This window comes from Enterobacter cloacae complex sp. SHL001 (genome assembly GCF_049236825.1).
GTDB classification, from domain to species: domain Bacteria; phylum Pseudomonadota; class Gammaproteobacteria; order Enterobacterales; family Enterobacteriaceae; genus Enterobacter; species Enterobacter hormaechei_C.
Genome location: NZ_JBMKIP010000005.1, coordinates 151,970 through 178,161, shown reverse-complemented (window position 1 = coordinate 178,161; position 26,192 = coordinate 151,970). Strand labels below are relative to the sequence as shown.

At 54.5% G+C, this 26,192-nt stretch carries 28 protein-coding genes; 19 read left to right on the top strand and 9 right to left on the bottom strand.

Annotated features, from left to right (window positions below; genetic code table 11):
- Positions 1–49: 49 nt before the first annotated feature.
- The 4 genes from hisJ to hisP all read left to right on the top strand — a co-directional run bounded on the left by hisJ (position 50) and on the right by hisP (position 3,100).
- The gene (gene hisJ / locus ACOTYH_RS15400) at positions 50–832 is read left to right on the top strand and encodes a histidine ABC transporter substrate-binding protein HisJ (RefSeq protein ID WP_023295090.1); all 783 of its coding nucleotides are present in this window, start codon (positions 50–52) and stop codon (positions 830–832) included.
- Between the two features lie 88 nt (positions 833–920).
- Positions 921–1,607 carry a histidine ABC transporter permease HisQ gene (locus ACOTYH_RS15395; protein WP_015572256.1) on the top strand — a complete coding sequence of 229 codons (687 nt, stop codon included), beginning with the start codon at positions 921–923 and terminating at the stop codon, positions 1,605–1,607.
- The gene (locus ACOTYH_RS15390) at positions 1,604–2,317 is read left to right on the top strand and encodes an ABC transporter permease (protein ID WP_003861424.1); all 714 of its coding nucleotides are present in this window, start codon (positions 1,604–1,606) and stop codon (positions 2,315–2,317) included. The genes ACOTYH_RS15395 and ACOTYH_RS15390 overlap by 4 nt, the downstream gene beginning before the upstream one ends.
- 9 nt (positions 2,318–2,326) lie before the next feature.
- The gene (hisP, locus tag ACOTYH_RS15385; RefSeq protein ID WP_003861426.1) at positions 2,327–3,100 is read left to right on the top strand and encodes a histidine ABC transporter ATP-binding protein HisP; all 774 of its coding nucleotides are present in this window, start codon (positions 2,327–2,329) and stop codon (positions 3,098–3,100) included.
- Positions 3,101–3,240: 140 nt separating this feature from the next.
- On the opposite strand, the gene ACOTYH_RS15380 is transcribed toward hisP, so the two are convergent.
- From ACOTYH_RS15380 to yfcG, 4 genes are all read right to left on the bottom strand, one after another.
- Positions 3,241–3,741: a GNAT family N-acetyltransferase gene (locus tag ACOTYH_RS15380; RefSeq protein ID WP_045343827.1), complete on the bottom strand. Its 501-nt coding sequence runs from the start codon at positions 3,739–3,741 to the stop codon at positions 3,241–3,243.
- Positions 3,742–3,785: 44 nt separating this feature from the next.
- Complete coding sequence (locus ACOTYH_RS15375; protein WP_032648963.1) at positions 3,786–4,679, bottom strand: TIGR01777 family oxidoreductase; 894 nt, start codon at positions 4,677–4,679, stop codon at positions 3,786–3,788.
- 13 nt (positions 4,680–4,692) lie between these two features.
- Positions 4,693–5,061, bottom strand: a complete 369-nt coding sequence (folX, locus tag ACOTYH_RS15370) for a dihydroneopterin triphosphate 2'-epimerase (RefSeq protein WP_003861432.1) — start codon at positions 5,059–5,061, stop codon at positions 4,693–4,695.
- Positions 5,062–5,136: 75 nt separating this feature from the next.
- Positions 5,137–5,766 carry a GSH-dependent disulfide bond oxidoreductase gene (gene yfcG, locus ACOTYH_RS15365; RefSeq protein WP_003861434.1) on the bottom strand — a complete coding sequence of 210 codons (630 nt, stop codon included), beginning with the start codon at positions 5,764–5,766 and terminating at the stop codon, positions 5,137–5,139.
- A gap of 140 nt (positions 5,767–5,906) precedes the next feature.
- Here yfcG and yfcF point away from each other — a divergent pair, with 140 nt between their 5' ends.
- Genes yfcF through yfcD form a run of 3 tightly spaced genes read left to right on the top strand, consistent with a single transcriptional unit; the run spans position 5,907 to position 7,781 of the window.
- Positions 5,907–6,551 carry a glutathione transferase gene (gene yfcF, locus ACOTYH_RS15360; protein ID WP_017692996.1) on the top strand — a complete coding sequence of 215 codons (645 nt, stop codon included), beginning with the start codon at positions 5,907–5,909 and terminating at the stop codon, positions 6,549–6,551.
- A 56-nt stretch (positions 6,552–6,607) separates the two neighbouring features.
- A complete protein-coding gene (gene yfcE / locus ACOTYH_RS15355; RefSeq protein WP_045341048.1) occupies positions 6,608–7,159 on the top strand; it encodes a phosphodiesterase in 552 nt (183 codons plus the stop codon).
- A 55-nt stretch (positions 7,160–7,214) separates the two neighbouring features.
- On the top strand, positions 7,215–7,781 hold the full coding sequence (gene yfcD, locus ACOTYH_RS15350; protein ID WP_006811396.1) for an NUDIX hydrolase YfcD: 567 nt from the start codon (positions 7,215–7,217) through the stop codon (positions 7,779–7,781).
- 3 nt (positions 7,782–7,784) lie between these two features.
- Here the strand turns inward: yfcD and ACOTYH_RS15345 are convergent, their stop codons facing one another.
- Positions 7,785–8,804 carry a LacI family DNA-binding transcriptional regulator gene (locus ACOTYH_RS15345; protein WP_017383439.1) on the bottom strand — a complete coding sequence of 340 codons (1,020 nt, stop codon included), beginning with the start codon at positions 8,802–8,804 and terminating at the stop codon, positions 7,785–7,787.
- Between the two features lie 236 nt (positions 8,805–9,040).
- Between ACOTYH_RS15345 and ACOTYH_RS15340 the strand changes: the two genes are divergently transcribed.
- From ACOTYH_RS15340 to ACOTYH_RS15320, 5 genes are all read left to right on the top strand, one after another.
- Positions 9,041–9,484, top strand: coding sequence for a PTS sugar transporter subunit IIA (locus ACOTYH_RS15340; protein WP_421637811.1), 444 nt, complete (start codon positions 9,041–9,043; stop codon positions 9,482–9,484).
- A 79-nt stretch (positions 9,485–9,563) separates the two neighbouring features.
- Positions 9,564–9,836 (top strand): PTS sugar transporter subunit IIB, encoded by a 273-nt coding sequence (locus ACOTYH_RS15335; protein WP_003861447.1) that lies wholly within the window; start codon positions 9,564–9,566, stop codon positions 9,834–9,836.
- A gap of 21 nt (positions 9,837–9,857) precedes the next feature.
- Complete coding sequence (locus tag ACOTYH_RS15330) at positions 9,858–11,249, top strand: PTS ascorbate transporter subunit IIC (RefSeq protein ID WP_017383437.1); 1,392 nt, start codon at positions 9,858–9,860, stop codon at positions 11,247–11,249.
- Positions 11,246–12,076, top strand: a complete 831-nt coding sequence (locus ACOTYH_RS15325) for a transketolase (protein ID WP_015572264.1) — start codon at positions 11,246–11,248, stop codon at positions 12,074–12,076. Before ACOTYH_RS15330 ends, ACOTYH_RS15325 begins: the two co-directional genes overlap by 4 nt.
- Positions 12,069–13,022, top strand: coding sequence for a transketolase family protein (locus tag ACOTYH_RS15320; protein ID WP_015572265.1), 954 nt, complete (start codon positions 12,069–12,071; stop codon positions 13,020–13,022). Before ACOTYH_RS15325 ends, ACOTYH_RS15320 begins: the two co-directional genes overlap by 8 nt.
- 108 nt (positions 13,023–13,130) lie before the next feature.
- Here the strand turns inward: ACOTYH_RS15320 and pta are convergent, their stop codons facing one another.
- Together pta and ackA are read right to left on the bottom strand one after the other, a co-directional pair.
- The gene (pta, locus tag ACOTYH_RS15315) at positions 13,131–15,272 is read right to left on the bottom strand and encodes a phosphate acetyltransferase (protein WP_063619654.1); all 2,142 of its coding nucleotides are present in this window, start codon (positions 15,270–15,272) and stop codon (positions 13,131–13,133) included.
- A 75-nt stretch (positions 15,273–15,347) separates the two neighbouring features.
- On the bottom strand, positions 15,348–16,550 hold the full coding sequence (gene ackA / locus ACOTYH_RS15310; protein ID WP_015572267.1) for an acetate kinase: 1,203 nt from the start codon (positions 16,548–16,550) through the stop codon (positions 15,348–15,350).
- Between the two features lie 337 nt (positions 16,551–16,887).
- On the opposite strand from ackA, the gene yfbV reads away from it, so the two are divergent.
- The 4 genes from yfbV to ACOTYH_RS15290 all read left to right on the top strand — a co-directional run bounded on the left by yfbV (position 16,888) and on the right by ACOTYH_RS15290 (position 20,509).
- Positions 16,888–17,343: a terminus macrodomain insulation protein YfbV gene (yfbV, locus tag ACOTYH_RS15305; protein ID WP_017383434.1), complete on the top strand. Its 456-nt coding sequence runs from the start codon at positions 16,888–16,890 to the stop codon at positions 17,341–17,343.
- Positions 17,344–17,435: 92 nt separating this feature from the next.
- A complete protein-coding gene (locus ACOTYH_RS15300; protein WP_003861461.1) occupies positions 17,436–17,930 on the top strand; it encodes a YfbU family protein in 495 nt (164 codons plus the stop codon).
- A gap of 11 nt (positions 17,931–17,941) precedes the next feature.
- Positions 17,942–18,601: a sugar phosphatase gene (locus ACOTYH_RS15295; RefSeq protein WP_077579890.1), complete on the top strand. Its 660-nt coding sequence runs from the start codon at positions 17,942–17,944 to the stop codon at positions 18,599–18,601.
- Between the two features lie 75 nt (positions 18,602–18,676).
- Complete coding sequence (locus ACOTYH_RS15290) at positions 18,677–20,509, top strand: SLC13 family permease (RefSeq protein WP_017693001.1); 1,833 nt, start codon at positions 18,677–18,679, stop codon at positions 20,507–20,509.
- Between the two features lie 80 nt (positions 20,510–20,589).
- Here the strand turns inward: ACOTYH_RS15290 and yfbR are convergent, their stop codons facing one another.
- A complete protein-coding gene (yfbR, locus tag ACOTYH_RS15285; protein ID WP_003861468.1) occupies positions 20,590–21,189 on the bottom strand; it encodes a 5'-deoxynucleotidase in 600 nt (199 codons plus the stop codon).
- 117 nt (positions 21,190–21,306) lie between these two features.
- Positions 21,307–22,521: an alanine transaminase AlaA gene (alaA, locus tag ACOTYH_RS15280; RefSeq protein ID WP_003861471.1), complete on the bottom strand. Its 1,215-nt coding sequence runs from the start codon at positions 22,519–22,521 to the stop codon at positions 21,307–21,309.
- Between the two features lie 937 nt (positions 22,522–23,458).
- Here alaA and lrhA point away from each other — a divergent pair.
- From lrhA to nuoB, 3 genes are all read left to right on the top strand, one after another.
- A complete protein-coding gene (lrhA, locus tag ACOTYH_RS15275; RefSeq protein WP_017693002.1) occupies positions 23,459–24,397 on the top strand; it encodes a transcriptional regulator LrhA in 939 nt (312 codons plus the stop codon).
- A 631-nt stretch (positions 24,398–25,028) separates the two neighbouring features.
- Positions 25,029–25,469, top strand: coding sequence for an NADH-quinone oxidoreductase subunit NuoA (gene nuoA / locus ACOTYH_RS15270; RefSeq protein ID WP_003861475.1), 441 nt, complete (start codon positions 25,029–25,031; stop codon positions 25,467–25,469).
- 15 nt (positions 25,470–25,484) lie between these two features.
- On the top strand, positions 25,485–26,159 hold the full coding sequence (nuoB, locus tag ACOTYH_RS15265; protein ID WP_003861482.1) for an NADH-quinone oxidoreductase subunit NuoB: 675 nt from the start codon (positions 25,485–25,487) through the stop codon (positions 26,157–26,159).
- The last annotated feature ends 33 nt before the right edge of the window (positions 26,160–26,192 follow it).

Sequence of the window (26,192 nt, the reverse complement as noted above, 5' to 3'; positions counted from 1 at the left end):
CCCCGTCGTCGTAAAAATCTCGTATTAAGACAGTTTGTTGAGGACAGATATGAAAAAACTGGTGTTGTCACTTTCTCTGGTACTGGCTTTTTCCAGCGCCACCGCGGCATTCGCAGCAATTCCGCAGAAAATTCGTATTGGAACTGACCCAACCTATGCACCTTTCGAATCGAAGAATGCGAAGGGGGAACTGGTCGGTTTTGACATCGATCTGGCTAACGAGCTGTGCAAACGCATTAAAGTGCAATGTACCTACGTTGAAAACCCGCTGGATGCGCTGATCCCGTCCCTGAAAGCGAAGAAAATTGACGTGATCATGTCCTCCCTGTCCATCACAGAAAAACGTCAGCAGGAGATTGCCTTCACGGACAAACTCTATGCGGCGGACTCACGTCTGGTGGTGGCGAAATCCTCTGACATTCAGCCAACCCTTGAATCTCTGAAAGGCAAACGCGTGGGCGTGTTGCAGGGTACGACGCAGGAAACCTACGGCAACGAGCACTGGGCGCCAAAGGGGATTGAAATTGTCTCTTACCAGGGCCAGGAAAACATCTACGCAGACCTCACGGCAGGCCGTATTGACGCGGCATTCCAGGATGAAGTGGCGGCAAGCGAAGGCTTCCTGAAACAGCCTGTGGGTAAAGATTACAAGTTCGGCGGTCCGTCCATTAAGGACGAAAAACTCTTTGGCGTCGGTACCGGTATGGGCCTGCGTAAAGAAGACAACGAACTGCGTGAAGCCCTGAACAAAGCGTTCGCCGAGATGCGCGCGGACGGCACCTATGACAAGCTGGCTAAAAAGTACTTCGATTTTAACGTTTACGGCGGCTAATCGCCCCGTCTGATAACGTGCGGCCCCTCCCGTTGCGGGAGGGGAAAAGACACGGTTCCACCACTCACGAGACGACAGGGCACGCGGTATGCTGTACGGATTTTCTGGCGTTATTTTACAGGGCGCGCTTGTCACCCTTGAGCTGGCTATCAGCTCCGTGGTGCTGGCGGTGCTGATAGGCCTGGCGGGCGCGGGGGCAAAATTATCCGCCAACAGACCGCTGGCGCTGATATTTGAAGGCTATACCACGCTGATTCGCGGCGTGCCTGACCTGGTGCTGATGCTGCTGATCTTTTACGGCCTGCAAATCGCACTTAACGGCGTGACGGATGCCATTGGCATGGAGCAGATCGATATCGACCCGATGGTGGCCGGTATTATTACCCTTGGTTTTATCTACGGCGCTTATTTCACTGAGACTTTCCGCGGCGCTTACATGGCCGTGCCGAAAGGGCATATTGAAGCGGCGACCGCCTACGGTTTTACCTCCTCACAAACGTTTCGCCGGATCATGTTCCCGGCCATGATGCGCTACGCGCTGCCGGGCATCGGTAACAACTGGCAGGTTATTCTCAAGGCTACGGCGCTGGTCTCCCTGCTGGGTCTGGAAGATGTGGTGAAGGCCACGCAGCTGGCGGGTAAAAGCACCTGGGAACCGTTCTATTTTGCGGTGGTCTGCGGCGTAATTTATCTGGTCTTTACGACCGTCTCCAATGGTGTGCTGCTTCTGCTCGAACGTCGCTACTCCGTGGGTGTGAAGAGGGCTGACCTGTGATTGAGATTATTCAGGAGTACTGGAAATCCCTGCTGTGGACGGATGGCTACCGCTTTACTGGCGTGGCGATCACGCTGTGGCTGCTGATCTCCTCGGTGGTAATGGGCGGCATTCTGGCGGTGTTTCTTGCCATTGGCCGCGTGTCGAACAATAAATTTATCCAGTTCCCTATCTGGCTATTCACCTACGTGTTTCGCGGTACGCCGCTGTACGTGCAGCTGCTGGTGTTCTATTCCGGGATGTACACGCTGGAGATCGTGAAAGGCACCGAGATGCTGAACGCGTTCTTCCGCAGCGGTCTGAACTGTACGGTGCTGGCGCTGACCCTCAATACCTGCGCCTATACCACCGAGATCTTCGCCGGGGCCATCCGTTCTGTGCCGCACGGTGAGATCGAGGCGGCGCGCGCGTACGGCTTCTCGTCCGTGAAGCTCTACCGCTGTATTATTCTGCCTTCGGCGCTGCGTATTGCGCTGCCGGCCTACAGCAACGAAGTGATTTTAATGCTGCATTCGACGGCACTGGCGTTTACCGCCACGGTACCGGATCTGTTAAAGATTGCCCGCGATATTAACTCTGCCACCTACCAGCCGTTTACGGCGTTTGGCATTGCGGCAGTGCTCTATTTGATCATTTCTTACGTCCTGATCAGTCTGTTCCGTAAGGCTGAAAAACGCTGGTTGCAGCATATAAAACCGTCGACGCACTGAGAATTTATGATGGCTGAGAACAAATTAAACGTAATTGATTTGCACAAGCGCTACGGCGAACATGAAGTGCTGAAAGGGGTGTCGCTGGAGGCTAACGCGGGCGACGTGATCAGTATTATCGGCTCATCAGGTTCGGGTAAAAGTACCTTCCTGCGCTGCATCAACTTCCTCGAAAAGCCGAGCGAAGGATCGATTGTGGTGAGCGGACAGAACATTAATATGGTCCGTGATAAAGACGGCCAGCTTAAAGTGGCGGATAAAAACCAGCTGCGCCTGCTGCGCACACGCCTGACGATGGTGTTCCAGCACTTCAACCTCTGGAGCCACATGACGGTGCTGGAGAACGTGATGGAAGCGCCGGTTCAGGTGCTCGGCTTAAGCAAGCAGGAAGCCCGCGAGCGTGCGGTCAAATACCTGGCGAAAGTGGGTATCGACGAGCGGCAGCAGATCAAATATCCGGTGCACCTGTCAGGGGGGCAGCAGCAGCGTGTTTCCATCGCCCGTGCGCTGGCGATGGAGCCGGAAGTGTTGCTGTTTGACGAACCGACTTCCGCGCTGGATCCTGAACTCGTTGGCGAAGTGCTGCGCATCATGCAAAAGCTGGCGGAAGAGGGCAAAACGATGGTGGTGGTGACGCACGAGATGGGCTTCGCCCGTAACGTTTCTAACCACGTTATCTTTCTGCATCAGGGCAAGATAGAAGAGCAGGGGCATCCGGACGAGGTGCTGGCGAACCCGCAAAGCCCGCGTTTGCAGCAGTTCCTGAAAGGCTCGTTGAAGTAGGTTTGGCCTTTCTCCCTCTCCCTGCGGGAGAGGGCCGGGGTGAGGGCATCAGGCCGCAGAGCCGCCCAATTGCCCGGTGGCGCTTTGCTTACCGGGCCTACAAACCCCGTAGGCCGGGCAAACGCAGTGCCGCCCGGCATTCAACACTCCAGCCGATACACCCAGTCGTCATACCGTACGCCGTTAATCTCGTACGCCTTCTCCAGCACCTGCGTGCGCACAAAACCCGCTTTCTCAAGGACCCGCACCGACCCAACGTTATCTGCCAGCACGTACGCGTTTATCGCCTTCACGCCCGTCTGGTTAAATGCATACTCGCACACCGCGTGCAGCGCCTCGCTGGCAATGCCTTTTCCCTGCGCGGCAGGCACAACCGTGTAGCCAATATCCGCCTCTTCACGGTTCGCCGCACTGATTTGCAGGCCGATATCCCCGAGCGGCGTAACGTCGTTATGCAGACGGATCACAAAGACATGCTCTGCCATCAGGCGCGCGGCAAATACGCGGCGCGTCTCTTTTTCCGGCGTGATAGCGGCCATATAGCGCATGATGGCGGGGTCTTCACGCAGAGAGCGGAAGAACGCCCAGTCAGAAGGTTCGAAAGGGGTGAGGTGAAGCCGGGTTGTGGTAATGGTTGCCATAGTTACGCCATCTCATCCAGACATGGCGTATAACTCTAACATATTCACTGCACCACATCCCCCAGCGCCTCTTCCAGGTCATACCAGCGGAACGTGAACCCGGCCGCTTCCAGCCGTTTTGGCAGCGCGCGTTGCCCGCCCAGCACCAGCACCGAAGACTCACCCATCAACAGACGAATCGCCGTTGCAGGCACGCGCAGCACCGCCGGGCGATGCAGGGCATGCCCCAGGGCGTGAGCAAATTGTTCATTACGTACGGGGTAAGGGGATACCATGTTAAATGGCCCGCGCAGATCGTTATCCAGCAGCCAGAGAATGCCGTTGACCATATCCTCGATATGGATCCACGCCAGATACTGACGACCATTGCCGATGGGCCCGCCAAGCCCCATTTTAAACGGCGGCAGCATTTTACCGAGAATACCACCCTTCGGCGCAAGTACCACGCCGGTGCGCAGCAGGCAGACGCGGGTACGATCGCTTTGCGCCGCGCAGGCGATGCGCTCCCACTGGGCGCAGAGTTTATGGGTAAACTCGTTGTGCGGCGGCTCCTCTTCGGTCACCACCACTTCACCGAGATCGCCATAGTAGCCTGTAGCAGAGCCGGAAATCAGCACCGAAGGCGGCGTCTCGCTGTTGCGAATCAGCTCAACCAGCCTTTCGGTCATGTTCCAGCGGCTGCTGCATAAACGCTGTTTTTGCTCTTCGGTCCAGCGTTTATCGGCGATAGGTTCGCCAGCAAGGTTGATGACGGCGTCAAAGCCGTTCAGATCCTGCCTTTCCGCCAGGCCTTTCCAGATCTCAACGCCGACGCCCAGCACCTGGCGCGCTTTCTCCGGGCTGCGCGTGACCACGGTAATGTCGTGATGCAACGCCTGCAAACGTGGAATGAGATGGCGACCAATCAGGCCCGTACCGCCGGTGAGCAGGATCTTCATACAACCTCCAGGTTTACGCCTGGCGCTGCCAGCTTAACGTCATGGAGACGGAGTCGGCGTAGCGCAGGGCGTGAAGTTTATCGATCTCCACTTCAGCATAAGTGACCCAGTGGTGTTCGCGTGCGATGTCGAGCACATCCTGAGTTAATTTTTCCAGTAGCGCAAAACGGTTGTTCTCAACGTACTGGATGATGCTTTTGGTGATCGTACGATAGTTCAGCGCGTCATTGATGTCCTCGCTGGCACGCGCCTTGTCTGCCGGGTAGTGGATCACTACATTCACCACGATATCCTGGCGATTCGCGATCTCCTCCTCTTTGATACCAATGAACGTGCGTAAGCGTAAGTTTTTTATACGAATAATAGCGTCATGCTGGGACATTGCAGGTCTTCTCCGTGTCAGTATTTTCACCTCATCATACATGAGGAAAACACCTGCACCCAACGGGGCGCAGGCTCAAATCTGATGGATTTTTTGCATGGCGCGTTCGGTGGCCGGGCGCGTCCGGATGCGCTCAAACCAGTTGTTCACTGCCGGATAAGTGGCCAGATCGATCCGGTGGCGTTCATGGGTGTTAATCCACGGCCAGCAGGCGATATCTGCAATGCTGTAATGCTCACCTCCCAGCCATGGTGATTTTTCCAGCCGACGGTTCAGGACCCCGTACAGGCGCTGGGTTTCGACCTGATATCGCTCAATGGCGTAAGGGATCGTCTGCGGCGCATAGGCGGTAAAGTGGTGATTCTGCCCCAGCATTGGCCCCAGGCCGCTCGACTGCCAGAATAACCATTGCAGCGTGTGATGACGCTCGCGCAACTCACCGCTCAGGAGCTTGCCGGTTTTCTCTGCCAGATAGAGCAAAATCTCTCCAGACTCAAACAGGCTTAACGGTTTGCCGCCGTCAGAAGGCAGGTTATCAATGATGGCCGGAATTTTATTGTTGGGCGATATGGCCAGAAAAACGGGGCGGAACTGGTCGCCTTTACTGATATCCACGCGAATGATCCGGTAGTCCACTTCGGCTTCTTCGAGAAAGAGGGTGATCTTATGGCCATTAGGGGTGGGGGCATAATAGAGATCTATCATTCTCAACTCCTGTCAGTGCGAATAGTGTTGCCATAAAAAATCAGTATAGGTGCTTGTTGTAAATCGTGAGTTTTCATCAAGTGACAGCGAGGCAAAGAGATTATATGTTGAGTGAAAACCGATCAGCCGATGAGGATGTTATGAGCCAGCCTGTAATAACGTTGTGGTCCGATGCGAACTTTTTTTCTCCTTATGTCATGAGCGTTTATGTGGCGCTGGCAGAAAAGGGGCTTACTTTTAGTCTGAAAACCGTCGACCTGGACAGCGGCGAACATCTGAAGCCCCAGTGGCAGGGCTACGCGCTCACTCGCCGAGTCCCTGTGCTGGAGATCGACGGTTTTGAGTTGAGTGAATCCTCGGCGATTGACGAGTATCTTGAGGACCGCTTTGCCCCGCCAGAGTGGGAACGCATCTATCCTCACGATCTGCAAAAGCGCGCCCGCGCCCGCCAGATCCAGGCATGGCTGCGTAGCGACCTGGTGCCGATTCGCACAGAACGCTCTACGGATGTGGTGTTCGCTGGCGTCAAAAAGCCCGCCCTCAGCGAGGAAGGCTTATCCAGCGCCCGGAAGCTGATCGAAACTGCCTCATCGCTGCTGGCGCAGGGTAACCCCAACCTGTTTGGCGAGTGGTGTATTGCCGACACCGATCTGGCGCTGATGCTCAATCGCTTGATCCTCAATGGCGATGACGTCCCACAGCTGCTGGTGGATTACGCCACATTCCAGTGGCAACGCGCGTCGGTACAGCGCTATCTGGCACTCTCTGCTAAGCGCGCGGGCTGATAAGACGGGGCGCTTGAGGTATGATAGGAGCAGTCTGAATTCCTGAGGAGTAACTGATGAAACTGATGTTTGCGTCGGATATTCATGGATCGCTGCCCGCGACCGAACGCGTGCTTTCTCTGTTCGCCGAAAGCGGAGCGCAATGGCTGGTGATCCTGGGCGACGTGTTAAACCACGGCCCACGCAATGCGTTGCCGGAAGGCTACGCTCCCGCGCAGGTGGCGGAAAAACTTAATCATTTTGCCTCGCGCATTATCGCCGTTCGCGGCAACTGTGACAGCGAAGTTGACCAGATGCTGCTGAATTTTCCCATCACCGCTCCCTGGCAACAGGTGTTGATGGAAAACAGCCGTTTGTTCCTGACCCACGGGCACCTGTTCGGCCCGGATAACCTGCCGTCACTCGCCGCTGGCGATGTCCTGGTTTATGGTCATACTCATATTCCGGTGGCGGAAAAACGCGGGGCGTTTTATCACTTTAATCCCGGGTCTGTCAGCATTCCTAAAGGCGGCAATCCGGCAAGCTACGGCATGTATGAAGACGGGACATTAAGCGTTATCGCACTTAATGATCAGCAAGTTATTGCGCAGATAGCGATTAATCCGTAAGTTACACCACAACTGCAAACGCGCCGAAAGAGCGCTTAGACGAGAAGGTTTCCCGATGGTGGAGCAGAATCATTTGGCAAGTACTGAGTGGGTTGACATTGTCAGCGAAGAGAATGAAGTGATCGCGCAGGCCAGCCGCGAACAAATGCGTGCGGAGCGTCTGCGTCACCGCGCGACTTACATCGTTGTTCATGACGGCATGGGCAAGATTCTGGTCCAGCGTCGCACCGACACCAAAGATTTTCTTCCTGGTATGCTGGATGCCACAGCGGGTGGCGTCGTGCAGGCCGATGAAGTATTGCTGGATTCCGCGCGTCGTGAAGCGGAAGAAGAGTTAGGTATCGCTGGCGTGCCGTTTGCCGAGCACGGGCAATTTTATTTCGAAGATGAACATTGTCGCGTCTGGGGCGGGCTGTTCAGCTGCGTTTCCCACGGACCTTTCGCCTTGCAGGAAGAGGAAGTGAGCGAAGTGTGCTGGATGACGCCGGAAGAGATCACCGCGCGTTGCGACGAGTTCACGCCCGATTCCCTTAAAGCACTGGCGCTGTGGATGACCCGCAACGCCAAAAACGAATCCGCTAAACCGGAAAATAAGGCGGAAAAAGAGGAAGAGGCTGAGTAAGCCTTAACAGCTTTCCCGCAGACACAGGCTGGACGCGATGGGTTTATGATCGCGCCAGTCTCCGTCATTCAGACGTTCCAGTAACGCTTTCCCGGCTTCAATCCCAATCTTGCGATGCGGTACTGCCATCGTTGTCAGCGGCGGCTGGCAGACGCGGCTGACGTCGCTGTCGCCAAAGCCCACGACCGCTAAATCGTCCGGCACTTTGATGCGTCGACGCTGGCACTCATACAGCGCGCCGCAGGCCAGTTCATCTGATACGCACACCAGCGCATCCAGTTCCGGCCACGCCAGCAGGAACTCTGGCAGTTGTGCCGCACCGGTGGAGAAGTTCGGCGGCATGGCGGCATTAATCACTCTGTTCGGCGACAGGTGGTGGCGCAGCATCGCCTTGTACCAGCCCTGCAAATGCTGCTGAAAAATCCACTGCTCCTGGTTAGCGCACAGCAGGCCGATATTCTGGTAGCCACGCTGAATCACCATCTCGGTAAGTTCATACATGGCGGCGACGTTATCAATCCCGATATTCATATCAATCGGATCGGCACGCATTGCACCCATTTCCATCACCGGGATAGAGGCGTTTTTCAGCCAGTGGCGTACGGTATCGGAGTGCTCGACGCTGAGCAGTATCGCCGCGGCGATATTCGAGGCCAGCAGCGTTTCGAGCAGTTTCTCTTCCTGTTCAAGACGATGCTGAGATTCCGCCAGCATGATCTGGTATCCGGCTGGCTGGAGCACCTGCTGTAGCCCGGCGAACATCTCGGAACAGCCAGCTTCGGAAAGATTGGGAACTACCATCGCGATCGTCCATGACGACGCCGATGCCAGTGCGCTGGCGGCAAGATTGGGCATATAACCCAGCTCCTGCACCGCGGCTTCAATTTTTTCACGCAGTTTATCGGAAACCTGTTCGGGCGTGCGGAGGGCACGGGAAACAGTCATCGTGCCTACGCCGGCAAGCTGTGCGACATCCGCGAGCGTTACTTTTCCGGTACTGCGCCGTTTTCGGGTTAAAGACATACATCTTCCTGCTGACAGGACGCGATTCAGTTTCATCCTTCATTTTACGTGACAGGCAGTATACGCCTTAAATCCCTTTTTTTGCTGTGATTTCGCACCAGGATAGCAATTTGATAGCGCTATCACAGTTCTGCATGTTAGTCGTTGGTAGCGCTATCTTTGTGATCGCGATCGCAGTCATTGATTGATGGGTTGAATAGAGTTTGCCCATGTCTGGTCTTTAGCGGGAGTGAAAAATGCTCAAAAAGTGGATATATGATACAACCATCATCCTACAGGATAGCGTTGAAAGCTGGCCCCAGGCGCTGGAACTGTGCGCGAAACCGCTGCTGGATTTGCAGGTCATTGCGCCGGAATATGTCACGGCTATCATCGAGCAGCACCAGACGTTAGGTCCCTACTATGTGCTGGCTCCAGGGCTGGCAATGCCACATGCGCGACCGGAAGAAGGGGCGAAAGGACTTGGCCTGTCATTATTAAAACTAAAACAGGGCGTCTCTTTTGGTGCCGGTGAGTTTGACCCCGTCGATGTGATTGTGATGCTGGCGGCACCGGACAAGCATAGCCATATCGAAATGATCTCAGCCTTAGCGGAATTATTTTCCAGCGACGAAGATATGGCTGAATTACATCGGGAGAATACGCTGGAGGAGATAAAAACCGTTATCGATCGCTTCTGATTTAATTATTTAATCCGATTCATCTCAACATTACGCGTCAGCGTGATGGGGCGTACTCTACTCAAAAAAGGGGATAACAATGAAAATCATGGCTATTTGCGGCTCCGGCCTGGGCAGCAGTTTTATGGTCGAAATGAATATTAAAAAGGTGCTCAAAAAACTGGAAATTGAGGCCGAGGTTGAACACTCCGATCTCTCCTCGGCCACGCCGGGCGCGGCGGACCTGTTTGTAATGGCGAAAGACATTGCCGCCAGCGCCAGCGTGCCGGAAAGCCAGCTGGTGGTAATCAACAATATCATCGATATCAACGAACTCGAAGCGCAGCTGCGCGCCTGGTTCGAAAGACAATAATCCTGATAAGGCGAGGTGGATATGTTTATCCTTGAAACGCTGAATTTCGTTGTTGATATTTTAAAAGTCCCTTCAGTGCTGGTCGGGTTAATTGCTCTGATTGGTCTTGTGGCGCAGAAAAAAGCCTTTTCGGATGTGGTAAAAGGCACAATTAAAACCATTCTCGGCTTTATTGTACTGGGCGGCGGCGCAACTGTGCTGGTGGGCTCTTTAAATCCGCTCGGCGGTATGTTTGAGCACGCCTTTAATATTCAGGGCATTATTCCCAACAATGAAGCTATTGTATCGATTGCCCTAGAGAAATATGGCGCTTCCACCGCGCTCATTATGGCCTTCGGGATGGTGGCGAATATTATTGTTGCGCGCTTTACCCGCCTGAAATACATCTTCCTCACCGGGCATCACACCTTCTACATGGCATGCATGATCGGCGTGATCCTGACGGTTGCAGGCTTCGAGGGGGTCGGGCTGGTCTTTACCGGTTCGTTGATCCTCGGCCTGATTATGGCCTTCTTCCCGGCGATTGCGCAGCGCTATATGAAGCGTATTACCGGCAACGATGAGATCGCCTTCGGTCATTTCGGCACGCTGGGCTACGTGCTGTCCGGCTGGATTGGCAGCAAGGTCGGGAAAGGCTCGCGCTCCACCGAAGAGATGAACCTGCCGAAGAACCTTAGCTTCCTGCGTGACAGTTCAATCTCCATCTCCCTTACCATGATGATTATCTACCTGATCATGGCGGTGAGCGCCGGACGTGAGTACGTGGAGGCCACCTTCAGCGGCGGCCAGAACTACCTGGTGTACGCCATCATTATGGCCATCACCTTCGCGGCAGGCGTGTTCATCATCTTGCAGGGCGTGCGCCTGATTCTGGCGGAAATCGTCCCGGCCTTTACCGGCTTCTCGGAAAAACTGGTGCCCAATGCGCGGCCTGCGCTGGACTGCCCGGTAGTCTACCCGTATGCGCCAAACGCGGTGCTGATTGGTTTCCTGTTTAGCTTCCTCGGCGGGATTGTTGGGTTGTTCATCTGCGGTCAGTTTAGCTGGGTGCTGATCCTCCCGGGCGTCGTTCCGCACTTCTTCACCGGCGCAACGGCGGGCGTGTTCGGTAACGCCACCGGTGGACGCCGCGGGGCAATGATTGGCGCCTTTGCTAACGGCCTGCTGATCACCTTCCTCCCGGTCCTGCTGCTGCCTGTTCTGGGCGCAATTGGCTTTGCGAATACGACCTTCTCGGACGCTGATTTTGGTGCGGTCGGGATTGTGCTGGGCAACCTGGCACGCTTCCTGTCGCCGCTTGCCATCACCGGACTGGTTGTTGTGTTGTTCGCGCTGCTGGTGGCCTACAACGTCTTCGCTAAAAACAAACCTGCCAGCGGTAACGCGCAGGAAAACCCCGGAGCCAAATCATGAATGAGAATGAAATAACCGACCTGGCGCGTCAGATCCGCCTTGAGACGCTGAAATCCCTTACGCAGCTGGGTTTTGGGCACTACGGCGGCAGCATGTCAGTCGTTGAAACGCTGGCCGTTCTGTACGGCGCGGTGATGAAGATCGACCCGGCCGATCCGGACTGGCCAGAGCGCGATTACTTTGTGCTGTCGAAAGGCCATGCGGGGCCGGCGCTGTACAGCACGCTGGCGATTAAGGGCTACTTCCCGATTGAAGAGTTGAGCACGCTGAACCAGAACGGGACGCGTCTGCCAAGTCACCCGGATCGCCTGAAAACACGCGGCGTGGATGCCACCACCGGTTCACTGGGGCAGGGGATCTCCATCGCTGGCGGCATGGCGCTGTCGCACAAGCTGGCAGGAAGGCCAAACCGGGTGTTTTGCATCGTTGGCGACGGAGAACTGAATGAAGGGCAGTGCTGGGAAGCCTTCCAGTTTATCGCTCACCATCGACTGAACAACCTGACGGTATTCGTGGACTGGAACAAACAGCAGCTCGACGGCGAGCTGGACGAAATCATCAGCGCCTTCGACCTGGAAGGCAAATTCCGCGCCTTTGGTTTTGACGTGGTGACGGTGAAAGGGGATGACATTCCGGCGCTGCTGGAGGTGACCGCGCCGATTCCTGAGGCCGATGCGCGTCCGCGGGTGGTGATCCTCGACAGCATCAAAGGGCAGGGGGTGCCATACCTGGAACAGCTCAGCAACTCGCATCACCTGCGATTAACCGAGGAGAGCAAAGCGGCGCTTAACGAGACGATTCGCCAACTGGAGGCTTCACATGATTAAGGTTGCACCGACAGGACAGAAAGATGCCGTTGAGATGCGTAAGGTCTACGCGGGTTTTGTGGCAAAACAGATTGAGGCCGGGAGCGAGATCATTGCGCTCGAAGCGGATCTGATGAGTTCGATGGCGATGGACGGCGTAGCGCGTGATTATCCACAGCACGTTATCAACTGCGGCATTATGGAGGCCAACGTGATTGGGACGGCCGCCGGGCTGTCGCTCACCGGACGTAAGCCGTTCGTCCATACCTTTACCGCCTTTGCCAGCCGTCGCTGCTTCGACCAGCTGTTTATGTCCCTGGACTACCAGCGCAATAACGTGAAGGTGATTGCCTCGGATGCGGGCGTGACGGCCTGCCACAACGGCGGGACGCATATGTCTTTTGAGGATATGGGCATCGTGCGCGGTCTGGCGCATTCAGTGGTGCTGGAGGTGACCGATGCGGTGATGTTCGAAGATGTGCTGCGTCAGCTTATCGACCTGGAAGGCTTTTACTGGGTAAGGACCATCCGTAAACAGGCGCCGAGCGTGTATGCCCCGGGGTCAACCTTCACCATCGGCAAGGGCAACGTGCTGCGCGAGGGAACCGATATTACCCTGATTGCTAACGGCATTATGGTGGCGGAAGCGCTGGAGGCGGCGCGCCAGCTGGAGCAGGAGGGGGTAAGCGCAGCGGTCATCGACATGTTTACCCTGAAGCCCATCGATCGGATGCTGGTGAAAAACTATGCCGAGAAAACCGGGCGTATTGTGACCTGCGAAAATCACAGCATTCACAACGGGCTGGGGTCGGCGGTGGCGGAAGTGCTGGTGGAAACCTGTCCGGTGCCTATGCGGCGGGTGGGGGTGAAGGAACGGTATGGTCAGGTGGGTACGCAGGACTTCTTGCAGAAGGAGTATGGCCTGACGGCACATGACATTGTGTCGGCGGCGCGGGAGCTGCTGTAATAAAAAAGGCGACCATTTGTGGTCGCCTCTCTTGCCGGATGGCGCTTCGCTTATCCGGCCTATAAAACCGTAGGCCCGGTAAGCGCTAGCGCCACCGGGCTTTTTAGCTTACTGCTGCTGCGAAGACTGGATCGCGGTCAGCGCGATGGTGTAGACGATATCGTCAACCAGCGCACCACGGGACAGGTCGTTCACAGGTTTGCGCATGCCTTGCAGCATTGGCCCGATGGAGATCAGGTCTGCTGAACGCTGTACCGCTTTATAGGTGGTGTTACCGGTGTTCAGATCCGGGAAGATGAACACGGTAGCGCGACCTGCAACCGGCGAGTTCGGCGCTTTGGATTTCGCCACGTCAGCCATTACCGCGGCATCGTACTGGAGCGGGCCGTCGATCATCAGATCCGGACGTTTTTCCTGTGCAATGCGGGTCGCTTCACGGACTTTCTCTACGTCACTACCTGCACCAGAGGTGCCAGTGGAGTAGGAGAGCATCGCGACGCGTGGTTCGATACCGAAGGCAATCGCGGAGTCCGCAGACTGGATAGCGATTTCTGCCAGCTGCTCTGCGGTTGGGTCCGGGTTGATCGCGCAGTCGCCGTAAACGTAAACCTGTTCAGGCAGCAGCATGAAGAACACGGAGGAGACCAGAGAGCTGCCCGGTGCAGTTTTGATCAGCTGCAACGGTGGACGGATGGTATTTGCGGTGGTGTGAACCGCACCGGAAACCAGACCGTCAACTTCGTCCTGCTCCAGCATCAGCGTACCCAGCACCACGTTGTCTTCCAGCTGCTCGCGCGCAACGGCTTCGGTCATGCCTTTGTTCTTACGCAGCTCAACCAGACGGGCAACGTAGCTTTCGCGGACCACTTCAGGATCAACGATTTCGATGCCCGCGCCGAGCTCAACGCCCTGAGACGCCGCAACGCGGTTGATCTCATCCGGGTTACCCAGCAGCACACAGGTCGCGATACCGCGCTCTGCACAGATGGCTGCCGCTTTAACGGTACGTGGTTCGTCGCCTTCTGGCAGAACCACGCGTTTGCCCGCTTTACGCGCCAGCTCGGTCAGCTGGTAACGGAAGGCTGGAGGAGACAGACGACGGCTGCGCTCGGAGGTCGCGGTCAGGGATTCGATCCAGTCTGCGTTGATGTAGCCCGCAACGTATTCCTGAACTTTCTCGATACGCTCGTGGTCATCAACCGGCACTTCGAGGTTGAAGCTTTGCAGGCTCAGGGAGGTCTGCCAGGTGTTAGTGTTCACCATGAAGACTGGCAGGCCAGTGGCGAACGCACGTTCGCACAGCTTGCTTACGCGTGGGTCCATCTCGTAGGCACCGGTCAGCAGGATCGCGCCGATCTCCACGCCGTTCATCGCGGCCAGACAGGCTGCAACCAGCACGTCCGGACGGTCTGCGGAGGTTACCAGCAGGGAACCTGCACGGAAGTGCTCCAGCATGTGTGGAATGCTACGTGCGCAGAAAGTTACGGACTTCACGCGGCGGGTGTTGATATCGCCTTCGTTGATCACGGTGGCGTTCAGGTGACGCGCCATATCGATTGCACGGGTGGCAATCAGATCGAAGCTCCATGGCACCGCGCCCAGAACAGGCAGCGGGCTGGAATCCTGCAACTTAGCCGGGTCAACTTTGATGACTTTCGCTTTGGAAGAGTCGTCAAAAATTTCGGACAGGTCAGGACGCGTACGGCCCTGCTCATCTACTGGCGCGTTCAGCTTGTTAACAATCACGCCGGTGATGCTGGTGTTTTTCGCACCGCCGAAGCTGCTGCGCGTCAGTTCGATACGCTCTTTCAGCTGCTCTGGGGTATCCGTGCCCTGAGACATCACGAAAACGATCTCTGCGTTCAGGGTTTTCGCGATTTCAAAGTTCAGAGACTGGGCAAACTGGTGTTTACGGGTCGGGACCAGGCCTTCAACCAGCACCACTTCCGCGTCCTGCGCGTTTGCGTGGTAGTTGGCAATGATCTCTTCCATCAGCACGTCTTTCTGGTTGCTGGAGAGCAGAGATTCAACGTGGCTCATCTTCAGCGGTTCAGCCGCTGGCAGATTGGAGTTCTTGCGAACGATGGTGGTGGTCTGGTCTGGCGCATCGCCACCGGCACGTGGCTGGGCGATAGGCTTAAAGACGCTCAGACGAACGCCTTTGCGTTCCATAGCGCGGATTACGCCGAGGCTGACGCTGGTCAGGCCGACGCTGGTTCCGGTAGGGATCAGCATAATAGTACGGGACACGGTTTATCCTCTTTCGTTACCGCCGCGTTGGGCGGGTTACAAAACAGCACCGCCAGCATTGCTGGCGGTGTGGAATCAGGCAGTCAGGCGGTGCGCGTCTTGCGCGATGACCAGCTCTTCGTTAGTTGGGATAACGATAGCAGGGCGGGTGCCTTCTTTGTTGATGAAGCCAGACTTGCCGAAGCGGGCAGCCAGGTTACGCTCATGATCAACTTCGAAGCCCAGAACGCCCAGTTTGCCCAGGGACAGTTCACGTACCATTGCCGCGTTCTCACCGATACCGCCGGTGAAGATAACAGCATCCAGACGGCCTTCCATCAGCGCGGTGTAAGAACCGATGTACTTCGCCAGACGGTGGCAATAAACGTCCATTGCACGTTTAGCGTCAGCTTTTTCTGCGTAATTGTCTTCAACGTAACGGCAGTCGCTGGTGACCTCGGTCAGGCCCAGCAGGCCAGACTCTTTGGTCAGCATTTTGTTGATGTCGTCAACGCTCATGCCCAGGGTGTCGTGCAGGTGGAAGATGATCGCCGGGTCGATATCACCGGAACGGGTACCCATCACCAGACCTTCCAGCGGGGTCAGACCCATAGAGGTGTCAACACACTTACCGTTGCGGATAGCGGAAACAGAACCACCGTTGCCCAGGTGGCAGGTGATGATGTTGACTTCTTCAACCGGCTTGTTCAGCACTTTTGCGGCTTCCTGAGTCACATAGAAGTGGCTGGTGCCGTGTGCGCCGTAACGACGAACGCCGTGCTCTTTGTACAGGCTGTATGGCAGGGCATAGAGGTAAGACTCTTCCGGCATGGTCTGATGGAACGCGGTATCAAACACGGCCACGTTTTTGTCTTTCAGACTCGGGAAGGATTTCAGTGCTTCAGCGATACCGATCAGGTGAGCCGGGTTATGCAGCGGTGCGAAAGACGCAGAGTCTTTGATACCCTGGATCACGGAGTCGTCGATTACCACGGAACTGGTGTATTTTTCGCCGCCGTGGACGATACGGTGACCAATTGCGGTCAGCTGAGCAGACAGTTCTGGTTTTTGTGCCAGAATAGTGTTAACGATAAAGTTCAGCGCTTCACTGTGAGCGGCGCCTGCACCTAAAGCCGCTTCTTGTTTGCTGCCGTCCATCTTCCACTTGATACGTGCTTCAGGCAGATGGAAACATTCGGCCAAACCAGAGAGGTACTCGTCACCGTTGAGCGCATCGATGATGGCGAATTTCAGTGAGGAGCTACCGCAGTTCAGAACCAGTACTAACTTACTCGACATGGAAGTACCTATTATTGATACGTGGCTAAAAAAACGTCAGTGAGTCTAAAAGCGTAACGCATGCTGACCCAGACATTTATGATTAACATCATGCCAAACAAACATTCTGGCAGGATGGAAGAAATACCTATGATTTTAAGCCATTTTGAACATTTTTCAGGCAATGGCATAATATGCGATAATTTGACGAGTTAACGCTTATCGTCTACGGCCCTATCAGGCTGGCACAGGATACCCGATACGGGGTAGCGATGACAAAATATTTTGAACGTTGTCATAGCCTGTTGTGGTTTTGCACGAAAATTTTAATTTTTATATGTGAAGTTGAGGTACAGCCATGTCGACACCCGAAATCCCGTCCGTGAACTTTTTTAGTCTGTTTCGTCGGGGACAGCATTACGCAAAGACATGGCCGATGGAAAAGCGCCTCGCGCCCATGTTTATTGAAAATCGCACTATTCGCGCCACGCGCTATGCGATTCGCTTTATGCCCCCGATTGCCGTTTTTACCCTGTGCTGGCAGATAGCGTTAGGTGGACAGCTTGGCCCTGCCGTCGCGACGGCGCTTTTTGCTTTAAGCCTGCCGATGCAGGGGCTATGGTGGTTAGGCAAACGTTCCGTCACGCCACTTCCGCCTTCTGTTTTACACTGGTTTTATGAAGTGCGTGGAAAACTGGAGGAGGCGGGCCAGGCGCTGGCACCGGTTGAAGGCAAGCCAGACTATCAGGCGCTGGCGGATACCCTCAAGCGTGCGTTTAAACAGCTTGATAAAACATTCCTCGATGACTTGTGATTGATCATCGAAACGACGACCAAAAGAAGGCACAGTAACAATCAGTTACCGTGTCTTTTTTTTACAGTGCAATGCGCTACAGGAGTCGAAAGATGGAAATGACCCATGCTCAACGTCTGATTTTGTCTAACCAGTACAAGATGATGACTATGCTTGATCCCGATAACGCTGCGCGCTACAGCCGCCTGCAAACCATTGTCGAACGTGGTTTTGGCTTGCAGATGCGCGAACTGGATCGCGAATTCGGCGAACTGAAAGAGGAAACCTGCCGTATCGTTATCGACATCATGGAGATGTACCATGCGCTGCATGTGTCCTGGACCAATCTGAAGGACCAGCAGACCATTGACGAGCGCCGCGTGACGTTCCTGGGCTTTGATGCTGCGACGGAAGCGCGCTATCTGAGCTATGTACGCTTTATGGTGAATACCGAAGGGCGTTACACCCATTTTGATGCGGGTACGCACGGCTTCAACGCCCAGACCCCGATGTGGGATAAGTATCAACGTATGCTGAGCGCGTGGCACGCCTGTCCGCGTCAGTACCATTTAAGCAGCAACGAAATTCAACAAATCATTAATGCCTGACGGAGGTGTGTGTGCAGTGTAAAGGTTTTCTGTTTGATCTGGACGGTACGCTGGTGGATTCGCTACCGGTGGTGGAGCGCTCGTGGTGCCACTGGGCCGACCGGCACGGCATCGACCATCAGGACGTACTGAATTTCATCCATGGCAAACAGGCCATTACCTCATTGCGGCACTTCCTTGCGGGACGTTCTGAGGAAGAGATTCAGGCGGAGTTCCGCTATCTTGAGCAGATTGAAGCTACCGATACCGAAGGCATCACCGCGCTGCCCGGTGCGCGTGAACTGCTTGAGCACCTGAATGAAGCGCAGATCCCGTGGGCTATCGTCACCTCCGGCTCGGTTCCCGTCGCGCATGCCCGTCATAAGGCGGCAGGTTTACCGACGCCGGACGTCTTCATTACCGCTGAGCGCGTGAAGCGCGGCAAGCCTGAACCGGATGCGTTCCTGCTCGGCGCTGAACTGCTTGGCCTTGCGCCAGCGGAGTGCGTGGTGGTGGAAGACGCGGCAGCAGGCGTGCTGGCCGGGCTGAACGCCGGAAGCCACGTCATTGCCGTTAACGTCACGGCGGGTTCCCCCCGGCTGGAGGAGGCGGATTTCGTGCTTAACACCCTGACCGCCATCGACGTCTCGAAGGCGTCAGACGGAGTTGTAACCGTCTCGCTAAAAATGTAATCCCATGATATAGCCCCGCATTACCGGGGCTTTTTTATGGCAGAATTGCTTCTCCTCCACTGACAAGGACATGTTGTGAACGGTGAACTGATTTGGGTCCTGAGCCTGCTGTTAATCGCCATCATTCTTTTTGCCACGGGCAAGGTGCGCATGGATGCCGTCGCCCTGTTTGTGATTGTCGCATTCGTTCTGAGCGGTACCCTTTCCCTGCCGGAAGCCTTTTCAGGGTTTAGCGATCCCAACGTTATTTTGATTGCCGCCCTGTTTATTATTGGCGACGGGCTGGTACGCACCGGCGTGGCGACGATGATGGGGTCGTGGTTGGTTAAGGTGGCGGGCAGCAGCGAAACCAAAATGCTGATTTACCTGATGCTGACGGTCGCCGGGCTGGGCGCGTTTATGAGCTCTACGGGCGTCGTGGCCATCTTTATTCCGGTCGTGCTGAGCGTCTGCATGAGGATGCAGATCTCCCCGTCGCGGCTGATGATGCCGTTGAGCTTCGCCGGGCTCATCAGCGGCATGATGACGCTGGTCGCAACGCCGCCGAACCTCGTCGTGAACAGCGAACTGATCCGTGAGGGGCTTGAGGGGTTTAGCTTTTTCAGCGTTACGCCGATCGGGCTGGTGGTACTGGTGATGGGCATTATCTATATGCTATTGACCCGTTTCGCGCTGAAAGGGGAGAAGCAGGATAAAGCCAAAGAGGGCTGGAAGCGGCGCTCTTTCCGCGATCTGATTAAAGAGTATCGTCTGACCGGGCGTGCCCGACGTCTGGCTATCCGCCCGGGATCGCCTATGGTGGGGCAGCGGCTGGATGACCTTAAGCTACGCGAACGCTATGGCGCGAACGTCATCGGGGTTGAGCGCTGGCGTCGTTTTCGTCGGGTGATCGTTAACGTGAACGGGGTGTCAGAGTTTCGCGCGCGTGACGTCCTGCTGATTGATATGTCCACCGCAGACGTGGATCTGCGGGAGTTTTGTAGCGAGCAACTGCTGGAGCCGATGGTCCTGCGCGGCGAGTATTTCTCTGACCAGGCGCTGGATGTGGGAATGGCCGAGGTGTCGCTGATCCCGGAATCGGAGTTATTGGGCAAAACCGTGCGTGAAATCGGCTTTCGTACCCGCTATGGCCTCAACGTGGTGGGCCTGAAGCGCGATGGCGTAGCCCTTGAAGGGGCGGTGGTGGATGAGCCGATCCTGCTGGGGGATATCTTCCTCGTGGTCGGCAACTGGAAACTGATTAGCCAGCTCGGGCAGAAAGGCCGCGATTTTGTGGTGCTGAATATGCCGATTGAAGAGAACGATGCATCACCGGCGCACAGCCAGGCGCCCCATGCGATTTTTTGCCTGGTATTGATGGTCGCGCTGATGCTGACGGACGAGATCCCTAACCCGGTGGCGGCGATAATCGCCTGTCTGTTAATGGGCAAATTCCGCTGTATTGACGCCGAAAGCGCTTACAAAGCGATTCACTGGCCGAGCATCATTCTCATCGTCGGGATGATGCCCTTCGCCCTGGCGCTACAGAAAACCGGCGGGGTGGATTTGATCGTGAAAGGCTTAATGGACGCGGGAGGGGGATATGGTCCGTACCTGATGATGGTTTGCCTGTTCGTCATGTGCGCCACCATTGGTTTGTTCATCTCCAATACCGCAACGGCGGTGCTGATGGCGCCCATTGCGCTGGCGATGGCAAAATCGATGGGCGTTTCGCCGTATCCGTTTGCGATGATGGTTGCGATGGCGGCGTCCGCGGCATTTATGACGCCGGTCTCTTCCCCGGTCAATACGCTGGTGCTGGGGCCCGGGAATTATAGGTTCAGTGATTTCGTGAAGCTGGGTGTGCCGTTCACCGTGCTGGTGATGGTGGTGTGCGTGGTATTGATACCGGTCCTGTTTCCGTTCTGAGCATTTTGCCGGGTGGCGGCTACGCCTTACCCGGCCTACAACCCCGTAGGCCCTGCAAGCGCAGCGCCGCTGGGCGAAAATCAGAGTGGCGAATCCTGGCTAATCTCATCCAGTGACAAATGGAAGCTCGGCACAAACACGCGCATAAAGTAGTCCATCTCTTCGCTGCGACGGGATTCCAGCGTTTTTTCCAGACGCGTTTTTGCCAGTAAAAATTCGTTATTCCCGGCGGATAACTCTTCCAGACACTTCAGGTAGGCGCACAGCGCATCGGCCTGCTTAACCAGGGATTTCTCCTCTTCCGTATACTGATGCTCATCGATCAGCGGCCCGAAGATATCGCGCAGCTCTTCAGGCACCATGTCGATCAGCTTCTGCTGGGCAATCTTCTCAATGGCCTTATATTCCTGGGCAATCTGCGAGTTGAAATATTTCACCGGCGTAGGCAGATCCCCGGTCAGCACTTCCGATGCATCGTGATACATCGCCAGCAGGGCGATACGTTCGGCATTCACCTGCCCGTTGAATTTGCGGTTTTTAATCGCGGCCAGCGCGTGCGCGACCATGGCAACCTGCAAACTGTGCTCAGACACATTTTCAGTACGCACGTTGCGCATCAGCGGCCAGCGGTTGATGAGTTTCAGGCGGGAGAGGTGGGCAAAGAAATGACTCTGACTCATAGGTTACCTTATGTCTTCACTGCGACAGACTTCATTGTGCGGGGAGGGGAGGGAAGATGCAAATTTGCGGATGTTGCAGGCCGGGTAAGCGCAGCGCTACCCGGCGGAAAGTCAGCGTTACTGATGGTACCCGGAGAGGAAGCGCCCGAAGCGGCTGATGGCCATCTCGAGATCGTCTTCGCGCGGCAGGGTGACGATACGCACGTGATCCGGCCACGGCCAGTTAAACGCCGTCCCCTGAACCAGCAGCACTTTTTCCTGCAACAGGAAGTCGAGCACCATTTTCTGGTCGTCGTGAATATTGAAGCGCTTCGCGTCGATTTTCGGGAACATGTACAGCGCGCCGTTAGGCTTCACGCAGGAGACGCCCGGAATATCATTAATCAATTCCCATGCGCGGTTGCGCTGTTCATACAGGCGGCCGCCTGGAACGATAAACTCGCTGATGCTTTGATAGCCGCCGAGAGCTGTCTGGATCGCATGTTGCGCCGGTACGTTGGCGCACAGACGCATGGATGCCAGCATCTCCAGCCCTTCAATGTAGCCTTTCGCATGTTTTTTCGGACCGTTCAGTACCATCCAGCCCTGACGGAAACCGGCAACGCGGTAAGTTTTAGACAGTCCGTTAAAGGTGACCGTCAGCAGATCGGGCGCCAGCGCGGCGATAGAGTGGTGCTGCGCCGCGTCGTACAGTATCTTGTCGTAAATCTCGTCGGCAAAGATGATCAGGTTGTGCTGGCGGGCGATCTCGACGATCTCCATCAGCAGCTCTTTTGAATAGACCGCACCCGTCGGGTTATTCGGGTTAATGATCACGATACCCCGGGTGCGCGGGGTAATTTTGGCGCGAATATCATCCAGATCCGGGAACCAGTCAGAGGATTCGTCGCACAGGTAGTGCACCGCTTTACCGCTGGACAGGGACACCGCAGCCGTCCACAGCGGATAATCCGGGGCAGGAACCAGCATTTCATCGCCGCTGTTCAGGAGCGCCTGCATCGCCTGAACGATCAGCTCCGAGACACCGTTGCCAATGTAGATATCTTCAACGGTGACGTCGCGCATACCGCGAGCCTGATAGTGCTGCATGATGGCTTTACGCGCGGAATAAAGCCCTTTTGAATCGCAGTAGCCTTGTGCAGTGGGCAGGTTACGGATCACATCCACCAGGATCTCATCCGGCGCTTCAAAACCAAATGGCGCGGGGTTGCCGATGTTGAGTTTCAGAACCTTATTGCCTTCCTCTTCAAGGCGTTTTGCCTCTTTGAGTACCGGGCCACGGATGTCGTAACAGACGTTGTCGAGCTTGCTGGATTTTTCGATAGGGGACATGAACCTTTAACCTTTTCGCTATTATTGCAACTTCCTGCCGTGGAAGTGAGCACGGAACAATGTACTCCCACCGCGCTTCGTTTTGAAGGGCGCACAGAAGAAGATTTCGTCCAACCGGGCAATGCCGCGGTGATCGCTTACTCTAACGACGGAGTGATTTTGTGCCTGAATTTATCGTGATAAAGAGGGGTGCTGGGTGGTTTATGCTAAAAATTTCATATAAGGATGAATATTATTCTGGAATAAATAAAAAGACGATTCGGGCTGATGCATTAGTCCCCCTGAGTGACCATTCGTAAAACCTGAATGCTGAGATACCGATTGCCATATTAGCAAAGCCAGGTTAAAAGTTACTCATGTGAAATTAATGTTAAGGGTTATTAATGAATGGCCTGAATCTAAATTAAACTTTATTTATTATTAACGACGAAAATGCAACTTTCGTTAATTTTAATAAAAAGAGTGTAGTTGCTTATCATTGGCGGTAAATCCTTAATATTGCAATAAGACTTATAAATATAGTGGATTTGGGTTAAGATGTGTTTCGGGAATGCAGCATAGCGATAGGCCTGTTACGTATATCGGATACTGCTTTCCTGTATTAATCGATTGTTATTGTTAAAATTATCTCTGGCTGATTGGGTAAGTCACATCTTGCTACGTTGCCAACGCTGCGATATAGATGGCAGAAAACATGTCTTACTCTTTATGGTATTAACATCGACCTGCAAACAACGAAATATCCTGGACGCAAGAGAATAAAAATAACGTCATGAAACGTGATTTCTGACTGGTGATATACCGCAGTACAATAACTATCTGTCAGGCAGTCTGCCGGGCCGGGATGCGAGGGAAACTCTTCAGAAGGAATTGCTTAACTGTTACACACAGCTTCAACCCGGGCAGCTCCGCACGAGCAACCTGAAAGTGAAAAGATATGATAAATGCAAATCGTCCGATAATGAATCTCGACCTCGATCTGCTGAGAACGTTTGTTGCGGTCGCCGATCTCAACACTTTTGCAGCAGCTGCTGCCGCCGTTTGCCGTACCCAGTCCGCCGTGAGTCAGCAAATGCAGCGGCTGGAACAACTGGTTGGTAAAGAGCTTTTTGCGCGTCATGGACGTAATAAGCTTTTAACAGAACATGGTATTCAGCTTCTGGGTTATGCCAGAAAGATACTGCGCTTTAATGATGAAGCCTGTATGTCATTAATGTTTAGCAACCTTCAGGGAGTGTTAACATTAGGGGCGTCAGATGAATCAGCAGATACCATTTTACCCTTCCTTCTCAACCGAATTAGCTCGGTTTATCCGAAGCTTGCCCTGGACGTTAGCGTTAAACGCAATGCTTTCATGGTTGAGATGCTGAAAGAAAACGAGGTTGACCTGGTGGTCACCACGCATCGACCTGGCCAGTTTGACAGCCTGACGCTGCGTACTTCTCCAACGCACTGGTACTGTGCCGCGGAGTATGTATTGCAGAAAGGTGAGCCGATACCCCTGGTCCTGCTGGACGATCCGAGTCCGTTCCGCGATATGGTGCTGGCTGCGCTCAACGAAGCCGGTATTCCATGGCGCCTGGCGTACGTGGCGTCAACCTTGCCCGCAGTGCGAGCGGCGGTGAAGGCCGGGCTTGGCGTAACGGCCCGTCCGGTGGAGATGATGAGCCCCGATCTGCGTGTGCTGGGTCAATCCGAGGGACTCCCGTCGTTGCCGGATACGGAGTACCTGCTGTGCCATAACGCCGCCAGCAACAACGAGCTGGCAAAAGTGGTGTTCGAGGCAATGGAAAACTACCACAATCCATGGCAGTACGCGCCTGTTACTCCCGAAGGAGGGGACGACTCCCTGATCGTGGAAGGGGATTTTGAGTGATCATTCCCTCAAAATTCTCGTAACAAAATGTAAGTGCAAAAAAGAGCCACTCGCATGATTTTTTCCTGCGAGTGGTTTTTTTTGCTATTCATAACCGTGAACGGAGCAGGGATAAAGCAAATACCGCTTATTTATCAATGCAGAAAATGTTTTTGGTTAAGATGTAAACAATACCTGTTCTAACTTACCTCATACCCCGCCGATGTTAAAAAAACAGGAAATATGTTGCTGTTTTTTTGATTGAATTAACAAAAGCGTGTCTCAGATCAAGAAAATACTCCCATTTGGGGGGAGGAATCGTTGGCAAATCCTGTCAAAATAGGAGGGTTATTTTTTTTACTTCCAAAACGGACACGATTCAACAAGATGCATTTGACGGAAAGTCATGTACCCACCAGGGTTAAAGGGCACCAAATGTTAATGAGAATCGCACGTTGTAATTTAATGTGAAGAAACCTTTGTTAAAGTTGACAAAAGGTTATAGAAAGGAGTAAAAAACCCCATCATTTTGCTGTCTATGTCTCATTTCTGACAGTTAGTGTAAGGTTATTTTGTTCCTCCCCATGAATCGATGTGATGCCCATCTGCCAGCAAGAGCAGTGTCGTCGGTATCACTTTTGATGAGTAAGCAATGAGTATGTCAACATCCACAGAAGTCATCGCTCATCACTGGGCATTCGCAATCTTTCTTATTGTAGCCATTGGCCTGTGCTGCCTGATGTTAGTCGGCGGCTGGTTCCTGGGCGGTCGCGCCCGCGCAAGGCACAAAAACACACCTTTCGAATCAGGTATTGATTCAGTAGGTACCGCTCGCTTACGCCTGTCTGCCAAGTTCTACCTGGTAGCCATGTTCTTCGTCATTTTTGACGTGGAAGCGCTTTACCTCTTCGCGTGGTCTACCTCCATTCGCGAAAGTGGTTGGGTGGGCTTTGTCGAGGCCGCAATTTTCATTTTAGTGTTACTGGCCGGTCTGGTTTATCTGGTGCGTATTGGCGCGCTGGACTGGACACCTGTGCGTTCACGCCGTGAACACATCAACCCGGAAAACAGTATCTCTAATCGTCAGCAGTAACAGCGAGGCAATAAGATGGATTATACGCTCACCCGCATAGATCCTAACGGTGAGAATGACCGTTACCCCCTGCAAAAACAGGAGATCGTAACCGACCCCCTGGAGCAAGAAGTCAACAAAAGCGTGTACATGGGCAAGCTCGAACATGCCATGCACGACATGGTCAACTGGGGTCGTAAGAACTCCATCTGGCCATACAACTTTGGCCTTTCTTGCTGCTACGTTGAAATGGTGACGTCATTCACTGCGGTGCATGACGTTGCGCGTTTTGGGGCCGAGGTACTGCGTGCTTCTCCACGTCAGGCTGACCTGATGGTGGTGGCCGGGACCTGCTTTACCAAGATGGCACCAGTTATTCAGCGTCTTTATGACCAGATGCTGGAGCCAAAATGGGTTATCTCCATGGGCGCATGTGCAAACTCCGGCGGTATGTACGACATTTATTCCGTTGTGCAGGGCGTTGATAAGTTCATTCCGGTGGATGTGTACATCCCGGGCTGCCCGCCGCGTCCAGAGGCCTATATGCAGGCGCTGATGCTGCTCCAGGAGTCAATTGGTAAAGAACGCCGCCCGCTTTCATGGGTTGTTGGCGATCAGGGTGTCTATCGCGCGAACATGCAGTCTGAGCGCGAGCGTAAACGTGGTGAACGTATTGCCGTCACCAACCTGCGTACGCCTGACGAAATTTAATTTGCGCCTGTGGGCCTGGAGAACACCTTCGCA